The organism is Streptomyces sp. Ag109_O5-10 (genome assembly GCF_900105755.1).
Taxonomy (GTDB): Bacteria; Actinomycetota; Actinomycetes; order Streptomycetales; family Streptomycetaceae; genus Streptomyces.
Genome location: NZ_FNTQ01000001.1, coordinates 1,823,887 through 1,841,011, shown reverse-complemented (window position 1 = coordinate 1,841,011; position 17,125 = coordinate 1,823,887). Strand labels below are relative to the sequence as shown.

General features: G+C 70.6%; 12 protein-coding genes and 1 pseudogene. 8 read left to right on the top strand and 5 right to left on the bottom strand.

What is annotated here, in order from left to right; all coding sequences use genetic code 11:
• Positions 1 to 187 precede the first annotated feature (187 nt).
• The 7 genes from BLW82_RS46230 to BLW82_RS08445 all read left to right on the top strand — a co-directional run bounded on the left by BLW82_RS46230 (position 188) and on the right by BLW82_RS08445 (position 7,075).
• A complete protein-coding gene (locus BLW82_RS46230; protein WP_093498218.1) occupies positions 188 to 400 on the top strand; it encodes a DUF3556 domain-containing protein in 213 nt (70 codons plus the stop codon).
• The gene (locus BLW82_RS08475) at positions 397 to 1,857 is read left to right on the top strand and encodes a phytoene desaturase family protein (protein WP_093498217.1); all 1,461 of its coding nucleotides are present in this window, start codon (positions 397 to 399) and stop codon (positions 1,855 to 1,857) included. The genes BLW82_RS46230 and BLW82_RS08475 overlap by 4 nt, the downstream gene beginning before the upstream one ends.
• Positions 1,858 to 3,224: 1,367 nt before the next feature.
• The gene (locus BLW82_RS08465; protein WP_093498215.1) at positions 3,225 to 4,226 is read left to right on the top strand and encodes an acyl-CoA desaturase; all 1,002 of its coding nucleotides are present in this window, start codon (positions 3,225 to 3,227) and stop codon (positions 4,224 to 4,226) included.
• Positions 4,227 to 4,259: 33 nt separating this feature from the next.
• Entirely contained in the window at positions 4,260 to 4,697 is a 438-nt protein-coding gene (locus BLW82_RS08460; protein WP_093498214.1) for a DUF5994 family protein, read from the top strand.
• 265 nt (positions 4,698 to 4,962) lie between these two features.
• Positions 4,963 to 5,382 carry a hypothetical protein gene (locus BLW82_RS08455; RefSeq protein ID WP_093498213.1) on the top strand — a complete coding sequence of 140 codons (420 nt, stop codon included), beginning with the start codon at positions 4,963 to 4,965 and terminating at the stop codon, positions 5,380 to 5,382.
• An 86-nt stretch (positions 5,383 to 5,468) separates the two neighbouring features.
• Positions 5,469 to 6,080 (top strand): DUF5994 family protein, encoded by a 612-nt coding sequence (locus BLW82_RS08450; RefSeq protein ID WP_256215711.1) that lies wholly within the window; start codon positions 5,469 to 5,471, stop codon positions 6,078 to 6,080.
• Between the two features lie 14 nt (positions 6,081 to 6,094).
• Positions 6,095 to 7,075, top strand: a complete 981-nt coding sequence (locus tag BLW82_RS08445; RefSeq protein ID WP_256215710.1) for an SPFH domain-containing protein — start codon at positions 6,095 to 6,097, stop codon at positions 7,073 to 7,075.
• A gap of 76 nt (positions 7,076 to 7,151) precedes the next feature.
• On the opposite strand, the gene mgtA is transcribed toward BLW82_RS08445, so the two are convergent.
• The 5 genes from mgtA to BLW82_RS08410 form a co-directional block, all read right to left on the bottom strand.
• Positions 7,152 to 9,779: a magnesium-translocating P-type ATPase gene (mgtA, locus tag BLW82_RS08440; RefSeq protein WP_177232882.1), complete on the bottom strand. Its 2,628-nt coding sequence runs from the start codon at positions 9,777 to 9,779 to the stop codon at positions 7,152 to 7,154.
• Positions 9,761 to 12,172, bottom strand: coding sequence for a phosphoketolase family protein (locus BLW82_RS08435; RefSeq protein ID WP_093498212.1), 2,412 nt, complete (start codon positions 12,170 to 12,172; stop codon positions 9,761 to 9,763). The genes mgtA and BLW82_RS08435 overlap by 19 nt, the downstream gene beginning before the upstream one ends.
• A gap of 25 nt (positions 12,173 to 12,197) precedes the next feature.
• Positions 12,198 to 12,923 carry a GAF and ANTAR domain-containing protein gene (locus BLW82_RS08430; RefSeq protein WP_093507927.1) on the bottom strand — a complete coding sequence of 242 codons (726 nt, stop codon included), beginning with the start codon at positions 12,921 to 12,923 and terminating at the stop codon, positions 12,198 to 12,200.
• A 31-nt stretch (positions 12,924 to 12,954) separates the two neighbouring features.
• Positions 12,955 to 13,788: a GAF and ANTAR domain-containing protein gene (locus BLW82_RS08425; protein ID WP_093507926.1), complete on the bottom strand. Its 834-nt coding sequence runs from the start codon at positions 13,786 to 13,788 to the stop codon at positions 12,955 to 12,957.
• A gap of 1,904 nt (positions 13,789 to 15,692) precedes the next feature.
• Complete coding sequence (locus tag BLW82_RS08410; protein WP_093498210.1) at positions 15,693 to 16,526, bottom strand: YhjD/YihY/BrkB family envelope integrity protein; 834 nt, start codon at positions 16,524 to 16,526, stop codon at positions 15,693 to 15,695.
• A 140-nt stretch (positions 16,527 to 16,666) separates the two neighbouring features.
• On the opposite strand from BLW82_RS08410, the pseudogene BLW82_RS08405 reads away from it, so the two are divergent.
• Positions 16,667 to 17,032 (top strand): annotated as a pseudogene (locus BLW82_RS08405) (YihY/virulence factor BrkB family protein); the annotation flags it as partial.
• Positions 17,033 to 17,125 lie beyond the last annotated feature (93 nt).

Genomic DNA, 17,125 nt, shown 5'->3' with positions numbered 1-17,125 from the left:
CTTTGCGTGAGGCCAGGGAAGGGAACCGACCTCTGCGTGTCACAGGAGCGGTCCTTCCCCGCAATCCCATCTTTCGGTGAGGACCTGGTCGGTTGACCAGGTCACCGGCAAGGATCGCCCTGACCCACCAAGGCCCTCGGCTCATGGAAGCACCGAGGAAAAAGATCACGGCTGACGTTAGTGATATTTGGAAGGGCAGCCCATCCACCGGCAGACTGTGGCGTATGAGATCCACGACGCCGCCCTTGGCCTGCTCGGACAAGGCCAGGTCACGGTGGGCGACATGGTGACCCGGCAGCCCGGGCCCATCGATGGCCCGGACTGTCCCGTGTGCGGTGCCGTGTCTCGTCATGCGCAACGCTCGGCGTCCGGCGTTCCGCGCATGGGGTTGGCGTCATGACGACCGCGGTCGTCGTCGGTGGCGGGCCCAACGGGCTCGCCGCTGCGGCCCTCCTCGCGCGGGACGGCCTGGACGTCACGCTGCTGGAGGCCGCCGACGAGGTCGGCGGCGGCACGCGCAGCCACGAGGCGATCCTGCCCGGCCTGCTGCACGACCACTGTTCGGCCATCCACCCCATGGCCGTCACCTCGCCCGCGCTCCGGGCCCTCGGCCTCGAACGCCACGGGCTGCGCTGGCGGCTGCCGGAGATCGACTGTGTGCACCCGCTGGACGACGGGACGGCCGGGGTCCTGCTGCGCTCCGTCACGGAGACCGCCGCCGGGCTCGGCCCGGACGGCCGCCGCTACCTGGCTCTGGTGGAGCCCTTGGTGCGGCGCTGGGACGCCCTCGCGCACGACGTGATGGGTCCGCTGCTGCGGATCCCGGCGCACCCGCTGCTGCTCGCCCGGTTCGGCCTCCCGGCCGTGCTGCCTCCCGCGATCCTCGCGCGCCTCTTCCGGACCCGGCAGGCCCAGGCTCTGTGGGCCGGGGTGGCGGCGCACGCGTTCCGGCCGTTCTGGGACCCGCTCGTCTCGGCGATCGGGCTAGGCATCCTCACCTCCGGCCACGCCGCCGGGTGGGCCGTCGCCGAGGGCGGCTCGCAGTCCATCGCCCGCAGCATGGCCGCGGCTCTCCTCGCCGCCGGCGGCACGATCGAGACCGGCGTGCCGATCACCGCCCGGCGGCAGATCCCGCCCGCTGACGTGACGCTGCTCGACCTCGACCCCGGTCAGGTGGCCGGCCTCTACGGCGACAGGCTGCCCGCCCGCGTGACGCGCGCGTACCGGCGTTTCCGCCGTGGCCCTGGCGTCTTCAAGGTGGACCTGGCCGTCGAGGGCGGCGTGCCTTGGAGGGACGAGCGGGCGCGACGGGCCGGGACCGTGCACCTCGGCGGCCCGCTCGCCGAAGTGGCCCGGACGGAACGGGACGTGACGCAGGGCCGGATGCCCGAGCGGCCCTTTGTCCTGGTCGGCCAGCAGTACCTTGCCGACCCCTCCCGATCGGTCGGCGACGTCCACCCCGTCTGGACGTACGCCCAGGTCCCGCACGGCTACGACGGCGATGCCACGGAGGCGATCCTCCGACAGCTCGAACGCTTCGCCCCCGGCGTACACGAACGAATCGTGGGCCGACACGTCACCCGCCCCGCCGACTTCGCAGCGGCCAACCCCAACTTCACCGGCGGCGACATCCTCACCGGAGCGAAGACAGTCTCCCAGCTCCTCCTGGGCGCCCGCCCGGCGCTGGACCCGTACGCCACTGGCCTGCCCGGAGTGTTCCTGTGCTCAGCGGCCACCCCACCCGGCCCTGGGGTGCACGGCATGTGCGGCGCCGGGGCGGCGGCATCAGCACTGCGCCACCTGGGGGGCCGCCCGACCTGGCAGGCTCAGGAGCGCTCCCAGGACTCGCGCACGTAGCAGCGCTACTCGCTCGTGCAGCCCAGGCCATTGGAGACCTGCTTGGACCCCAGGTTCCAGCCCACGGCGCCATTGACCTTGCGGCCGAGTTCGATCAGACGGTTGCGCTCCGTCCACGTGTGGCAGGCGCCCCGGCCCTCGACGAGCGAAGCCCCGCCCTCCCAGCGAGCTGAACATCTGCCGCTCGATCCCACAAGGTGGGCCGTCACCTGATGACGGCCCACCTGGATAGCCCGTGCCCGACCCGGCCCACTCCAGTCCGAGGCCGGCCAGTTAACCGAGCATGTCCGCTGTGACCCTCCCACACCGCGCTTTCGTATTCGTCAGGAACACTCCAAGTGTTTTACCTCGATGCCGCCGCAGGTGCCGTCGGGCTCTCGCCGCCGGCCTGCCTGGACGCCGTGGACAGATCTCGGCCTGACCGCCCTGCACTTCGCCACCTCCGAGGACCATCACAACGTGACCGGCAGGCGCCGAGGTCCGGGAGCCTCTTGGAGCCGCTTGTACCTTCGGAGCTGGGTCATGGTCGGATCGCCAGCGGGGGCACCGTTGGTGACTTACACGAAAGTGTCCGGCCCTCCCCAAAGACCCGGCCCACCATAGCCACAGGCCAGAGTGCGTTTGGGGCAGCCGCTTTCGCACAAGCCGCCTAGTAGGACTCCGTTAGGTCTGTCTCGGTCCTGGTGCCGTATATGTCCTGCTGGGTAGGGGCTGTTGGCAGGTGGCGCAGATGCCCGCGCCCGCCGATCTCACCGACCAGGGCGACCTGACGGCCCCGCCGCCCACCTCCGTTGTCGTCGCAGCCGGTCTGTCCGTGGGACTCCCCGGGCTGCCACACGAGACACGGCAAGGTCAGCAGTGTGACTGGTCGCGGATTCGCTTCCTCGTCCCGGGAGCAGTTCATGATTGACCAACCCGTCATCCCGCCATCGGGCATCGGCCGGTGGTTTCGGCGGGCACCGCATCACAAAGATGCGCCGGAGCGGCTGTCCCGAGCGGCAGGAGTACGCTGACAACTGGAGGGCGCGTCGTACGCCGGTGTTCGGACCGGTCTCGTCCTCGTCGCGGCCCCTCAGGAGCGGGGACGTGACTGCACCTCACACTGGGCGCCTCGCGCGCCGGCGGTCCGCTCGGCTCTTGGCTCGACTCCACCGGACCGCCTGCCGACAGCACCCGCCAGGGCGAGACCGCCTGACGGCCCCGCCGCCCACTCTGCACGTCCTAGCCAGTCCAAACCCGCGTAGCTCCCGTATCCACCGTCCGTGCGACTCGCATCCGCTCTCTGCGATGCCGTTGCGCACCCACCGTCCAAGAGGCGCAGCCCAAGACCCCGGCCGCACTGTCGTCACCGAGGTCAAGGACCGCGCATGTCTCTCCATATCCTCCGTTCCCCGTCCGCCGTCCCGCCGGAAGGCGCCCCGCCGTCCCCGGAGTACGACGGGAGGGCGGCCTTCCCGCGCGAGGGACCGGCTGCCGAGCGCACCGGCAGCGAGCGGCTGTCCCTGGCGATCACGGCGTTGATCGTCTTCCTCCCGTTCCTGGCACTCAGCCTGGCCGTATGGCTGCTGTGGGGGCGCCTGATCCATCCCGTCGATGTCCTGCTCGCCGCGGTGCTCTACACCGTCACGGGCCTCGGCGTCACGGTCGGCTTCCACCGTGGCCTGACCCACGGCAGCTATCGGGCCGTCCGGCCGCTGCGCACCGCGCTCGCCGTGGCCGGGTCGATGAGCTTCCAGGGTGACGTGATCGGCTGGGTCGCCATCCATCGCCGCCACCACGCCTTCACCGACCGGCCGGGCGATCCTCACTCTCCGTATCGCTACGGCACTTCTGTATGCGGCCAGTTACGCGGACTAGCGGATGCCCACGTCGGCTGGCTGTTCCGCAACGACCCCACGTCCGCGGCGCGCTACGCTCCCGATCTGCTGGCCGACCGTGACATCCGGGTCGTGTCCCGGGCCTTCCCGGCCCTGTGTGTACTCACTCTCGCGCTGCCCTTCGCCGCGGGGTGGCTGATCGGCGGCAGCTGGGTGTCCGCACTGACCGCCCTGCTGTGGGCGGGACTTGTCCGCATCGCTCTGCTCCACCACGTCACGTGGAGCGTGAACTCCCTCTGCCATGTGATCGGTGAGCGGCCTTTCCGTACCCGTCGTCACGACCGCGCCACCAACCTGTGGCCCCTGGCTCTGCTCTCGTTCGGCGAGAGCTGGCACAACCTGCACCATGCCGACCCCACCTGCGCCAGGCACGGCGTCGACCGCGGCCAGCTCGACCCGTCCGCCGCCGTGATCCGTTTCTTCGAACGCCTCGGCTGGGTCTGGGACGTGCGCTGGCCCACCCCGGACCGTATCGCCGCCCGCCGCGCGTGAACCCGAGCGACCGCATCCCGTTCAGGAGTTCTCATGACACTTGCCCCACCGCCCCCGCTCTCCTCGTTGTCCGCCGTCCGCCTGCGCCTGGTGTCCCAGCCGGCACAGGGCCACATGCCCCGGCGCATCGACGGCGCATGGTGGCCCCGCTCGCCCGATCTGGCGACCGAACTGCCCAGGCTGCTGGCCGGACTGGCGCACGCCTGGGGACAGGTCACCAGCGTCCTCGTGGACGAGACCGTATGGTCCCCGTTCCCGAACCGGCTGCTCGTCGCGAACCAGGTCGTACGCCTGCGCCGGACGACCACCCGGCACTCCCCGTCCGCCGTCTGCCTGCTGGCGCCCGGCCGCGGCAGGTGTGACCTGCTGGTGGTGCCGCCCGCCGCCACGGACGCGGAGGCCGGGCGGCTGATGGAGAGTATGGCCACCGATTTGAAGGACAGTGCGGGGTTGGAAGTCGCAGCTCGTTGACGGTGGCCGCCGGACCACCCCCGGGGTCCGCGGCACCCCGGGTGCGGGCCTGGGGGTGTGTTGTCACCGGACCCGGCCGGGCGGGCTCCACGTGCCCGGTCCTTGGCCGGCTGCGCTGCCCGGACGGGGGAGTCCGCTCGGACCGTCGACGGAGTACGCTGGTGTTACCGAGGGTATTTCGTGCACTGGCTTCCATGTCGTTGTCACTTTCGGCGATTTGACCACGCCGGGCCGGTTCCGGTCGGCCCGGAGCAGGGTTCGCGTCATGACTGCGACCGTTTACCCCACGCCGATCCCCGGAAGTACGCCCTCCTCCAAGCCACTCCGGATCCCCTTCACTCCCCTCGGTTCCTCGCCGACGACCGTGCTCGATCTGCTGTCGGGGCGGATCACCGGGGGCCTGACGAACCAGCCGTACTGGCCGGCCTCCCCGGGTGCGGTGCCCATGAGCGGGCGGGTGCAGCCGACGCCCGTCTCGGCCCGCTGGCTGATGGCCGCCGGCAGAGACTGCCTGCGCACCTCGCACGTGGACCGGCTGATGGTGGAGGCGGCGCGCCTGCGTACAGTGTCGGAGGCCGACCCGGCGGGGCAGACGGCCTGGGACTCCGAAGAAGACCACGAAGTCCGCGATCCGGCAGCACGCCCGCAGATCCCGGCCGTATACGTTCCGCCGACGGCGCGGTGAGAGCCGTGAGAACCCTGGTGGCCAGCACGGCCGCAGCCGGCCGAGGAAGGGCCGGGCGCACCCGTGAGGGAGGGAAAGGAGCCGCCATGGACACCGTCAGGCTCCTTGCGGACACCAGCGGCGAGCCGGTGCTTCCCGGCACACCGGTCCTGCGGATGGAGACGACCAAGAGCACGGGGACGTTCGACGGCGCGTGGTGGCTGCGGAGACGCGACCTCAGGAGCCGGCTGTCGGGTCTCCTCACCGCGCTGACGGCCCGCCTGGGCCCCATCGCCCGCGTGGGCCTCGATGCGAGCGACTGGGACGAGACCCCGGGCCATCTGTTCGTCGACAGGCACATGGTCCGCATCGGCTGGTCCGCCGTGAGGGACAACATCGTGATCGTCACCCGTGGAGACCAGGACCACTTCCTGTTCCAGGTGATCCCGCCGGGGACCGGTCCCGGTCCCGCGTACGCCGCGATGGACATGGCCGTACAGGATGACAACGGCGTCTCGGCCGAGCGGATTCTGGCCGCCACCGGCATCACCCGGCCGACCGGACCGACGCACTGCAGGGTTCTCCCGGCTGAGCCGGGCCGACACACCAGAGTCTCAACAGCAGCCCGAGACCCCGGCCGCACCTCAGACGACAGGCCGGGGTTCTCGCGTGCCGTGTGCTTCCCGGACCGCTCGGGTCCGGGACCGTCATCGACGTAAGGAAAGTGAGAACCATGGGTGTTCTGATCACTGTGCTGCTGGTGTGCGCCGTGGCCGGGCTGGTCCTGCTCGCCCTGAGCTTGCGCAACGTCCAGCAGTACGAGAAGGGCGTGGTGTTCCGCTTCGGGCGGCTGCTGCCGGACATCCGCGGGCCCGGCCTGCGTGTCATCCGGCCGATCGGGGACCGGATGCGGAAGGTGTCCGTCCAGACCGAGGTTCTCGGTATCCCGCCGCAAGGATCCAACACCGCCGACAACGTGACGCTCACCGTCGACGCGGTCGTCTACTTCAAGGTCATCGACCCGGTCAAGGCCCTGGTGAACGTCCGCGACTACCCCAGCGCCGTCTCCCAGATCGCCCAGACCTCGCTGCGTGCGGTCATCGGCAGGGCGGATATGGACACGCTGCTCTCCGACCGTGACCACATCAACGCGGAACTCAAGAAGGTGATGGACGCCCCCACTGAGGAACCCTGGGGACTGCGCAACGAGCGCGTGGAGATCAAGGACATCGCCCTTCCGGAGTCGATGATGCGCTCCATGTCCAAGCAGGCCGAGGCCGAGCGGGAACGCCGGGCCCGGGTCATCGCCGCCGACGGTGAGTTCCAGGCGTCCCAGCGGCTGAGCGACGCCGCGGCGACCATGGCCGACACCCCGGGCGCGCTCCAACTGCGCCTGTTGCAAACCGTGGTGGACGTCTCCGCCGAGAAGAACAGCACCCTCGTGATGCCGTTCCCCGTGGAGATGCTCCGCTTCTTCGAGCACCAGAGCAGGGACAGCGGCGACGAGTCCGACGGACGGCTTGTGCGCCGGAGTGACAGGCACGCCGCGCTCTCCGCGGGGGCCGTGATCCCGGAGCCTGCCATCCCCGCACCGGCCCTCGCACCGTCGGTCTCCCTGCCCGGAGAGCGGGTCGGTAGCCGTGCGGAGGTGGCCCGGGAGCGGCGGCACAACTGGCCGACGCGGCGGGACGCCGAGGAATCCCTGAGCGGTTGACCGTTCCCGGCCTGCCCGGGGTGACGTGATCGTCTCGGTGCGGGGTGGTGCCGCTGCCGGCCCCGTTGACAGCGTGTCACTGGGGTTGCAGCGGTCCGTGGTGGCTGAAGCGGCCGGCCCGGCGTTGGATGCGATGCCGGAGGGTGCGGTGGCGTACCGGTGGAAGCGCGGCCCGCGCGTCGGCGCGGGCGTAGAAGATGTGCTTGGCGCCCTCGATCAGCACCAGGTAGAGCACGACCATCAGGGCCAGGACGAGGACGAGCCCGAGCGGCAGGGACCGGAAACCGAGCGGTCCCGCGAGCGGGGACATCGGCAGCGCGACACCGACGGCGACGACACCCAGGGCGCTGACCAACAGGGGGCGGCTGGGCCGGCTGCGGTAGAACGGCACCCGGCCGGTGCGGATGGCGAGGACGACCAGTGCCTGCGTGGCGAGGGATTCCACGAACCAGCCGGAGCGGAACAGCTCGGCGCCGGTGTGGAAGATCTCGATCATGACCGCGAAGGTGAGGAAGTCGAAGACGGAGCTGACGGGCCCGAAGAAGAGCATGAAGCGACGGATGAAGGCGATGTCCCAGTGCGAGGGCGCGCGCAGTTGCTCCGGGTCGACGTGGTCGGTTGGGATGGTCAACTGCCCTGCGTCGTAGAGGAGGTTGTTGAGCAGGATCTGCGAGGGCAGCATCGGCAGGAAGGACAGCACCAGGGAGGCTCCGGCCGCGCTGAACATGTTGCCGAAGTTGCTGGAGGTGCCCATCAGGACGTACTTGATGGTGTTGGCGAAGATCCGGCGGCCCTCGGCGACCCCGTCGGCGAGGACGCCGAGGTCCTTCTCCAGGAGCAGGACGTCGGCCGCGTCCTTGGCCACGTCGGTCGCGGTGTCCACGGACAGTCCCACGTCGGCGGCGTGCAGGGCCAGCGCGTCGTTCACGCCGTCGCCCAGGAACCCGATGTCCCGGCCCCGGCGCCGCAGTGCCCGTACGACTCGGGCCTTGTCCTGGGGCGAGACGCGGGCGAAGACGGTGGTGGTCTCGGCCGCCCTGGTCAGCTGGTCGTCGTCCAGCGCCCCGATGTCCTGGCCGGTCAGGGCGCGGCCGGGCGGCAGGCCGAGGTCGGCGCAGACCTTCTGGGCGACGAGCGCGTTGTCGCCCGTACAGATCTTGACGGTGATGCCGAGGCCGGCGAGGCGGCGCAGTGAGGCGGCGGCACCGGTCTTGGGCGGGTCGAGGAAGACCAGGAAGCCGGCCAGACGCATCCGGTACTCGTCGGCGGCCGTGAGGGACGTCTGCCCGTGCGTGTCCCGGGTGGCCACGGCGACCACCCGGCTGCCCGCCGCGAAGTGCTCCTGGAGCACCGCCGCGGCCGCCTCAGGTACGTCATCGCAGCGGGCCAGGACCGCTTCGGGTGCGCCCTTGGCGACGAGCAGGCGGCTGCCGTCCGGACGCTCGACGAGCGCGGAGCCCAGCTGCCGGTCGTGGTCGAAGGGCAGCAGCGCGAGCCGGTGGTGTCCGGCCGGGGGCGCATCCGTGGCCTGCCACAGCGCGACGTCCAGCGCGTTTCCGCCCACCTGGTCCAGGTCGCCCTCGGTGGCCAGCAGGCCCAGCTTCAGCACCGTGTCGGAGGGCGTACCGGCCGGGTCGAGGGCCGCCTCGAAACGGATACGGCCCTCGGTGAGCGTGCCGGTCTTGTCGGTGACCAGGACGTCCATGTCGCCCAGGTCCTCGATGCACACCAGCCGTTTGACGAGTACCTTGCGCCGCGCCAGCTGCCGTGAGCCGGTGGCCAGGCTCGTGCTCACCACGGCGGGCAGCAACTGCGGGGTGATACCCACCGCGATGGCCAGCGAGAAGAGCAGGGCGTCGAGCAGCGGGCGGTGGAGCAGGAGGTTGATGACGAAGATCCCCGTGGTGAGGGCGGCGGCGACCTTGAGGAGCAGCATGGAGAAGCGCCGCAGCCCCGCCTGGAAGTCGGTCTCCGGCTGCCGTTCTCCCAGCCCCAGCGCGATCCGCCCGAACTCGGCGCGGCCACCGGTGGCGACGACCACTCCGGTGGCGCTGCCCCCGTGCACCACCGTCCCCATCAGCGCGCAGGAGGTCAGCTCGGCCAGCGCCGCCCCCGCGGCGACCGGTTCCGGGTCCTTGTCGGCGGGGGCGGACTCCCCGGTGAGGACGCTCTCGTCGCAGGCGAACGCGGTGCACTCCAGCAGGCGCAGGTCCGCGGGAACCACCTGCCCCAGTGTCAGACGTACGACATCGCCCGGCACCAGCTCGGTCACGTCGACCTCGCCGGCCGCGCCGCCCCGGATCACGACGGCCGTGTGCCGCACCCGCGAGTGCAGGGCCTGTGCCGCCTTCTCCGCCCGGTACTCGTTGACGAATCCCAGTGCCACGCTCAGCACCAGAATCCCTGCGATGATGATCGCGCCGGTCCGCTCGCCGAAGAAGTACGAGACCCCGGCCGTCACCGCCAGCAGGATCAGCAGGGCGCTGCGCAGCTGCCGCCCGAGGACCGCCAGGACGCGGACGTGGTGCGTGCGTACGGCGTTCGGCCCGACGGCCGCGAGCCGTTCGGCCGCCTCACCCGTCTCGCCCCCCGACAGGCCCTCGGGACTGCTCGCAAGCGTGGACAGCACGGCCTTCGCGTCTTCGGCGGCGGCGTCCCCCACCCGCAGCTCTGCCGCACGGGTGGTCACTGGCTCCAGGTCCATTCGGCCACCTCGGGCAGGTCCACCCCGTGGGCGCGGATCCAGTCGTGATGGCGGTAACGGACGTCGATCATCCGCTGGCGCAGCGCCGCCGCGCGGACCGCGAGACCGGGCACCCGGTCGATGACGTCCATGACCAGCCGGTACCGGTCGAGGTCGTTGCGTACGACCATGTCGAACGGGGTCGTGGTGGTGCCCTCCTCCTTGTAGCCGCGCACGTGCAGGTGCGGGTGGTTGGCGCGGCGGTAGGCAAGCCGGTGGATCAGCCACGGATAGCCGTGGTACGCGAAGACGACGGGCTTGTCGGGGGTGAACAGCGCGTCGTACTCGCTGTCGGGCATGCCGTGCGGGTGTTCCTCCGCGGGCAGCAACCGGGCGATGTCCACCACGTTGACCACCCGTACTGCGAGTTGGGGCAGGTGGCGGCGGAGCAGCGAGGCCGCGGCCAGCACTTCGAGGGTGGGTACGTCGCCCGCGCAGGCGAGCACCACGTCGGGCTCGCCGGGGTCGGACTCGGTGCCGGCCCAGGCCCAGATCCCGGCGCCGCGGGCGCAGTGCGCGCGGGCGGCGTCGAGGTCGAGCCAGTCGAAGCAGGGCTGCTTGCCCGCGACGACGACGTTGACGTAGTCGCGGCTGCGCAGCACGTGATCCGCCACGCACAGCAGGGTGTTGGCGTCCGGGGGGTAGTAGACCCGCACGACCTCCGGCGACTTGTTGAGTACGTGGTCGACGAAACCGGGGTCCTGGTGCGAGAAGCCGTTGTTGTCCTGGCGCCACACGTGCGAGGTGAGCAGGTAGTTGAGGGAGGCGATCGGGCGGCGCCAGGGGAGCCGGCGGGCGACGCGCAGCCACTTGATGTGCTGGTTCGCCATGGAGTCGACGATGTGGACGAAGGCCTCGTAGCAGGAGAACAGGCCGTGCCGCCCGGTGAGGAGATAGCCCTCCAGCCAGCCCTGGCAGGTGTGTTCGGAGAGGATCTCCAGTACCCGGCCGCCGCGCTCCAGGTGCTCGTCCGTGGGCAGAACCTGGGCCTCCCATGCCTTGCCGCTCGCCTCGTAGACGGCCTGGAGGCGGTTGGAGGCCGTCTCGTCCGGGCCGACCAGCCGGAAGTCGCGCCGCTCGCCCGTGTCGGCCATCACCTGCGCCAGCAGGTCGCCGAGGACGCGGGTCGGCTCGTGCGTCGTCGAGCCGGGCTTGTCGACCGGGACGGCGAACCGCTGAAGGGGCGGCAGGGGCAGGTCGCGCAGCAGCAGGCCGCCGTTGGTGTGCGGGTTGGCGCCCAGGCGGTGCGCGCCGTCGGGGACGCAGGCCAGGACCTGTTCCCGGGGGCGTCCGTGCTCGTCGAAGAGCTCCTCGGGTTGGTAGGAGCGCAGCCATCGCTCCAACTGCCGTAGATGGTCGGGGTTTTCGCGTACCGCGGGCAGCGGCACCTGGTGTGCTCGCCAGGTGCCCTCCACCGGGAGGCCGTCGACCTCGGCGGGTCCGGTCCAGCCCTTGGGCGTGCGCAGCACGATCACCGGCCAGCGCGGGCGTTCGGTGATGACGGAACCGGCACGGGCGGCGTACTGGAACGCGGCCATACGGTCCAGAGCTTCGTCCATGGCGCGAGCCATCGTCTGGTGGACGGCGTGCGGGTCATCCCCGGTCACGTGGAGGGGCTCGTGGCCGTATCCCCTGAGCAGGGAGTCGAGTTCGGGCTCAGGTATCCGGGCCAGGACCGTCGGGTTGGCGATCTTGTAGCCGTTGAGGTGCAGGATCGGCAGGACGGCACCGTCCCGTACCGGGTCGAGGAACTTGTTCGAGTGCCAGGAGGCGGCCAGCGGGCCCGTCTCGGCCTCACCGTCGCCGATCACGCAGGCCACCAGGAGCCCCGGATTGTCGAACGCGGCCCCATAGGCGTGCGAGAGGGAGTAACCCAGCTCGCCGCCCTCGTGGATCGATCCGGGGGTCTCGGGTGCGACATGACTGGGGATGCCGCCCGGGAAGGAGAACTGCCGGAAGAGGCGGGTCATGCCGGCCGCGTCCCGGGTGATGTCCGGGTACGTCTCGGTGTAGCTGCCCTCCAGCCAGGAGTTCGCCACCACGGCCGGCCCGCCGTGCCCTGGTCCCCAGACGCAGATCGCGTCCAGTTTCCTCGCCTTGACGACCCTGTTGAGGTGGGTGTGGACCAGGTTCAGACCCGGTGAGGTGCCCCAGTGCCCCAACAGTCGCGGTTTGACGTGCTCAGGCGCCAACGGCTCGGTCAGCAGGGGGTTGGACATGAGGTAGATCTGCCCGGCGGCCAGGTAGTTCGCCGCCCGCCAGTGGGCGTCCAGAGCGCTCAGTTCCTCCTCGTCGAGGCGGTCGGGGGTGCCCGGAGTGCCGAGGTGGGTCCCGGTGGTGGGGCCAAGTGGCATGACGAACCCTTCTCGCAGGGGCTGATCAGGAATTTCCCGGACTGAGACCGGGGAGGTGCTCGGTTTCTTCGATGAAGGCGCGGGCGACGTCCGCCAAGCGGCGGTTGTGGGCGCGGGCGTAGGCGCGCAGCGTCGTGAAGGCCCGCTCCATGTCCGTGTGGCGGCGTTCGGCGAGCTTTCCCTTGGCCTGTTCGATCAGGACGCGGCTGTTGAGGGCGGTCTGCAGCTGTTCGTTGAGGAGGGTGCTGCGCTCGGTGGTGCGTTGTTGCAGCAGGCTGATGGTGGCGACGTCGGCGAGGGCCTGTGCGAAGGGGGTGGCGGCGGGGCTGATGGGCCCCGGGGTGGTGTGGAAGAGGTTGAGGGCGCCGACGACTTCGTCGCGCAGGCGCATGGGCAGCGCCTGGACGGCGGTGAAGCCGATGCGCTGGGCCTGGGCGGTGAACAGGGGCCAGCGCGCGGCTTCGTCGCGCAGGTCGGGAACGGAAACGGTGATCCCGGTGTGGAAGCAGTCCAGGCAGGGGCCTTCGTGGTTCTGGAGCTGGAAGAGTTCCAGGAGGCGCACCCGCTCGTCGGAGGCGGCCATGACGCGCAGCACTCCGTCGCGGTCGGCGAGCAGGACGCCTGCCGCGCTCGCGTCGAGCAGATCGACGCACCGGTCGGTGAGCAGACGCAGGAAGTCCATGAGGTCGAAGTCGGCGACGAGACTGTCCGCCAGCTCGACGAACGTCCGGGCCATCAGCTGTTCCTTCATCGTGCACACCTCTGTTTGTGGGGCGTGAGCATCAGGGCTCCTCGTCGGGCGGTCGCGCATCAGGCGGTTGCGTATCGGCGGGACGCGCATCCGGCGGTCTCACGTCGGACGGTGTCGTCTCCCGGCGGAAGCGGAGCCGGTGGGCGACCACGTCGGCGGCGACCACCGAGATCCGTATCCCCCGGGCGTACGCGTGGGCGCGCAGTCGGATGAATGCCTCCTCGACGCCGACGCCGAGCTGCACCATGAGGATGCCGGTGGCCTGGTCGATCTCGGCCCGGTATCCGCCCAGGTCGTCGAAGGGCGCGTCGTCCGGCCGGTCCGTGCCGGCCACGTCGGTGCCGGACGGGACGCCCGTCTCGCTGATCCCGGCGTCGAGCAGAAGCAACGTGGCAGTGTCGGCGAAGGCCATCGCGTCGGCCACCTCGTCCGCGTCCAGCTCGACCGAGGTGCTGGAGTACAGGTCGAGTACGCCGGGGCTGATGGCCCCGATCCGCAGGGGGAAGGCGAAGACCGCCCTGGCTCCGGCTTCCAGGGCCGCGTCGGCGAACACCGCCCAATGCCGCTGGAGTTCACCGGCCAACAAGTCGGTGCACAGGACCGAGGAGCCGAGGACAAAGGCATCCACGCACGGCCCCTCGCCCAGTGTGAGCTGGAGTTCTTCCAGCTGCCGACTGACGGAGTCGGTGCTGCACAGCGGATGACTCGCCCGCCCGCGGGACATCGCCGACACCCCGGCCCCGCCGACCGGCAGCGCCGTCACCGCCGCCGTACACACGTCGAGGAGGCCGACCTGGGCGCCGCGCAGGGCTGCCTGCTCGGCCACGAGAGCCTGGATCCGCGCCGACCGGCTGCCGGGGATCACGGTGACCACCGGATCAAAGGGGGAGGAGGCGCCCGGAACACGGCACCGTCGGCCGGCCGACGGACGTTTCCGACGTCCTTCCTGCGCCAGGAGCGGAGGGAGGCCACGATCGGCTCGTCGGCCCGGTCCGCCGAGGCGACACCGAGTGATGCCTGGCGCTCGGAGAGGAGCGGTTCCTGCAGCCGTCGGGCCATGTCCCGGTGCCGCACGTGCGGGTGAACCAGGAGCCCGGCGAAGCCGGCGCCGGCGCCGGTGATCCGGCCGACGGCGGGCGGGAGCGCTCCGTCGATTCCCGGCCACCCGAAGTCGTCATCGCCTACGACACGGGAGGCTGAGGTCGCGTGGGGGAGCCGCCGGCGCCGCCATCCCGGGGAAGATCCGAACCCGCAGCCCTCCAGGGTCGCGGTACTCGCGATCACCACGGACAATCCGGACCGCCGTACGGCGACGGCGAGACGTCCTGGTCGGACTTCCGGGCTCGGCTCGCGAGCATCTTCGCGGAACGCCGCTGCACGGGACTCCGCAACGGACCCGCGAGATCCCCGCGGGAACGGGCGGCCTGCCGGCGGCTGAGCCGGCGCGGGCACATTGCTTCCACGGCGGGCTGCTCGCAACCTCCTCCGCTCCACGGCTGACCGTGGGCCGGAGGCATGATCATGGCGCCCCCGCCCGCTGGAAGGGACAAGAGCGGCGCGAGCGCACGCGAGCCCTGCCGGCGGACGGACAGCCGCAGAGTAAGGCATGACACCTCTGTTCCAGTCGTTCAGGTGTTCTCGGGACCGTCACCGGGCACCGCCCGCGAGGCGCCGGGCTTCGTACCCGGTGGGGTGCGACCTAGGTCGGGGCGTACGAGGACGTGAGTGGGTCACCAGGTCGGGGTTCCGCTCCGAGGCTCGGTGCCCGACAGGGATCTCCTCGAAGATGCGACGGGTCCGGACGAGATTCCGCTCCCGTGGCATCGTGGTCAGCAGGCCGTGCGTCCACCGGGGTCCTGGGCGTCCGTTCCCCACCATAGTCCCCGGCCCTGCGTCGCGGTGGGTCGGAGCGGGCCGGAATCTGACGACCGGGCGGCCGTGGAAAGGCGTGGGAGATATCCGGTGGCGAGCCGATCTCGGCGTCCGGTCCAGACAGAGGGTCCGGGCAGGGCGCCTGCGGGGCAGCCTCCTGGCGTCCTGTTTCCGTGTGCACACGAAGTCCGGGGAAAGTGCGTCGGCGAAACGGCGGGCGTGTTCGCGGTAGGCGGTGTGGCTGTCGGGGCGCCAGGCATGGCGCCGGTTGTCGCCCAGGCGGTTGGGGAAGCCGCCGGGTTCGATCAGGCTCACCGCGACGTTGACAGGGGCGAGCTCGAAGTACAGAGTCGTGGCGGGCGAGGCGGAGGAGGGCTTGGGTGTGGGGCTTTCCGCGGGTTCGGCATTTGTCGTGGTCGCTGATCGACTCTGCGCCGTCGGCGGCCTGGACGGTCTAGTCGTCCTCGACTGCGGAAGCGTCGTCGAGTAGGTCACCAAGGAGGAGCTGCTCGCGGTGGACGGTGCCTACGCCGAGCTGTGGCAGCACCAGGCGTGCGGCTTCGTCGGCGCATGCACCGAGCCGGCCCCCGGACGCCCGGTCCCAGGAGCCGGTTCCAGCGGGCTGCCCGGACCGGCCGACCCGGCGCCGGACGGGGACCGCAGGGTGTCGTCGCACGCATCGCGTAGCCGGCACCGGACCGCACGGATGGTCAGAACCGTGACGACGCTTGCTCGGCAAGCCCCCTTTCGAGACACCCGGCCAGCCCGGTACCGGCAAAGCACCCACGCCGATCGGGCGCACGCCTCACTGGCGTCGGGCGTCCTTTCGTTGCTGTACCTCTTGTCCGTCTGCCAGTCCGGTCAGGTGTGAGCAGCTCCGGGCTCCGAGGCCGTGTCTCATCCTCGCTGTTTCAGTACACGTGCCACGCGTGGGAGTTCCTCGTGCAGCAGCCGGCCGGCCAGGGCACCGCCGAAGACGACGACGCCCACACCGACGAGCCAGGACTGGATGACCAGGACGGTTCCGACGGGGCCGTAGGTGACGGCGTTGGACGCGATCAGCGGCGAGTAGACGAGCCGGGAGAAGACCCTGAGACCGAGCAGCCCGACCATGGTGGCCACCGCGCCGGGCAACAGGGCCTGCCAGCGAACCCGCCGGCCCAGCAGTATGTGCTGCGACCACCAGAAGAACAGGACGGCGCTCAGCGCGGCGGCGAACGCGCCGGCCAGGGACTCGGCTCGCAGCGTGGTGGTGGCGGAGGCGAAGAGGTAGCCGATGAGTACGCCGAGCCACACCACATGGCGCCACCTGGCCCACCAGCGGGCCGGGGGCAGATCCCAGACCTTCTCGTAGCCGGACTGCACCGCTGCCCCGAAGGCCAGGCCGAAAGCGGCGAGGACGGCGATTCCGAACGCGGTCGTGGTCCGCAGAGCCTGACTGGGGCGGGTGAACAGCTGCTCCACATGTTCCCTGGAGGTCGTCGACACGCCGAGTCCTTCCCCCAGCCACTGCGCGAATCCCCGCCCATGCTCCGGATCGGCAGAGGAGACGATGATCAGCAGCGGCACCAGCGTGAGGAAACCCAGCGCCGCGAAGCCCAGCGAACGCTGTCCCAACGCCAGGTCGCTGCTCCGCCGCCATCCGCGTCCGACTGGTGAATGGCTGATCACGCGGCCCAGCCGTTCGAAACGAGAGGAACGGCCCGCGGCACCCGGGGTCTTCATCGGCATGCCTGTCGACTACCACGGTGGACACCGGTGCCCCGCGAGGGCGCGACGCAGCTTCCCGAACGGCTCAGAAGGAGGCCACGATCCAGGAAGCCGGTATCCGTGAGTGGCGCAACCACAACGTCGTGGATCCCAGGGGCCACAACATCGCCAAATGGCCCGTGATGATCATGCTCTTCGCCGCGATCATCGCCCTGCTGTACTGGGCGGCACCCAACGTCAAACGTAAGTTCCGGTGGATCAGCCCCGGCAGCCTCATGGCCATCGTTCTCTGGTTCATCGCCTCCGCCGCGTTCGCCTTCTACGTGGCGAACTTGAGCAGCTGCAACAAGACCTACGGCAGCATGGCCGCGATCGTCATCTTCCTGGTCTGGATGTGGATCTCCAACCTTGCCATCCTGCTCGGCCTGGAATTCAACGCCGAACTCGAACGCGCCCGGGCCATCGGCAGCGGCCACCCGCCCGTGGAAAAGCCCTGCGTCGAGCCCCGTGACACCCGCGAACTCTGACAAGCACCCCGGCTGGCGTGCCGGTCTCAGGGATGTGGGTACCCGGCTGCCGCCTCGCTTCCGGCACACCGACGGACGCGGCCCATCAGCCGG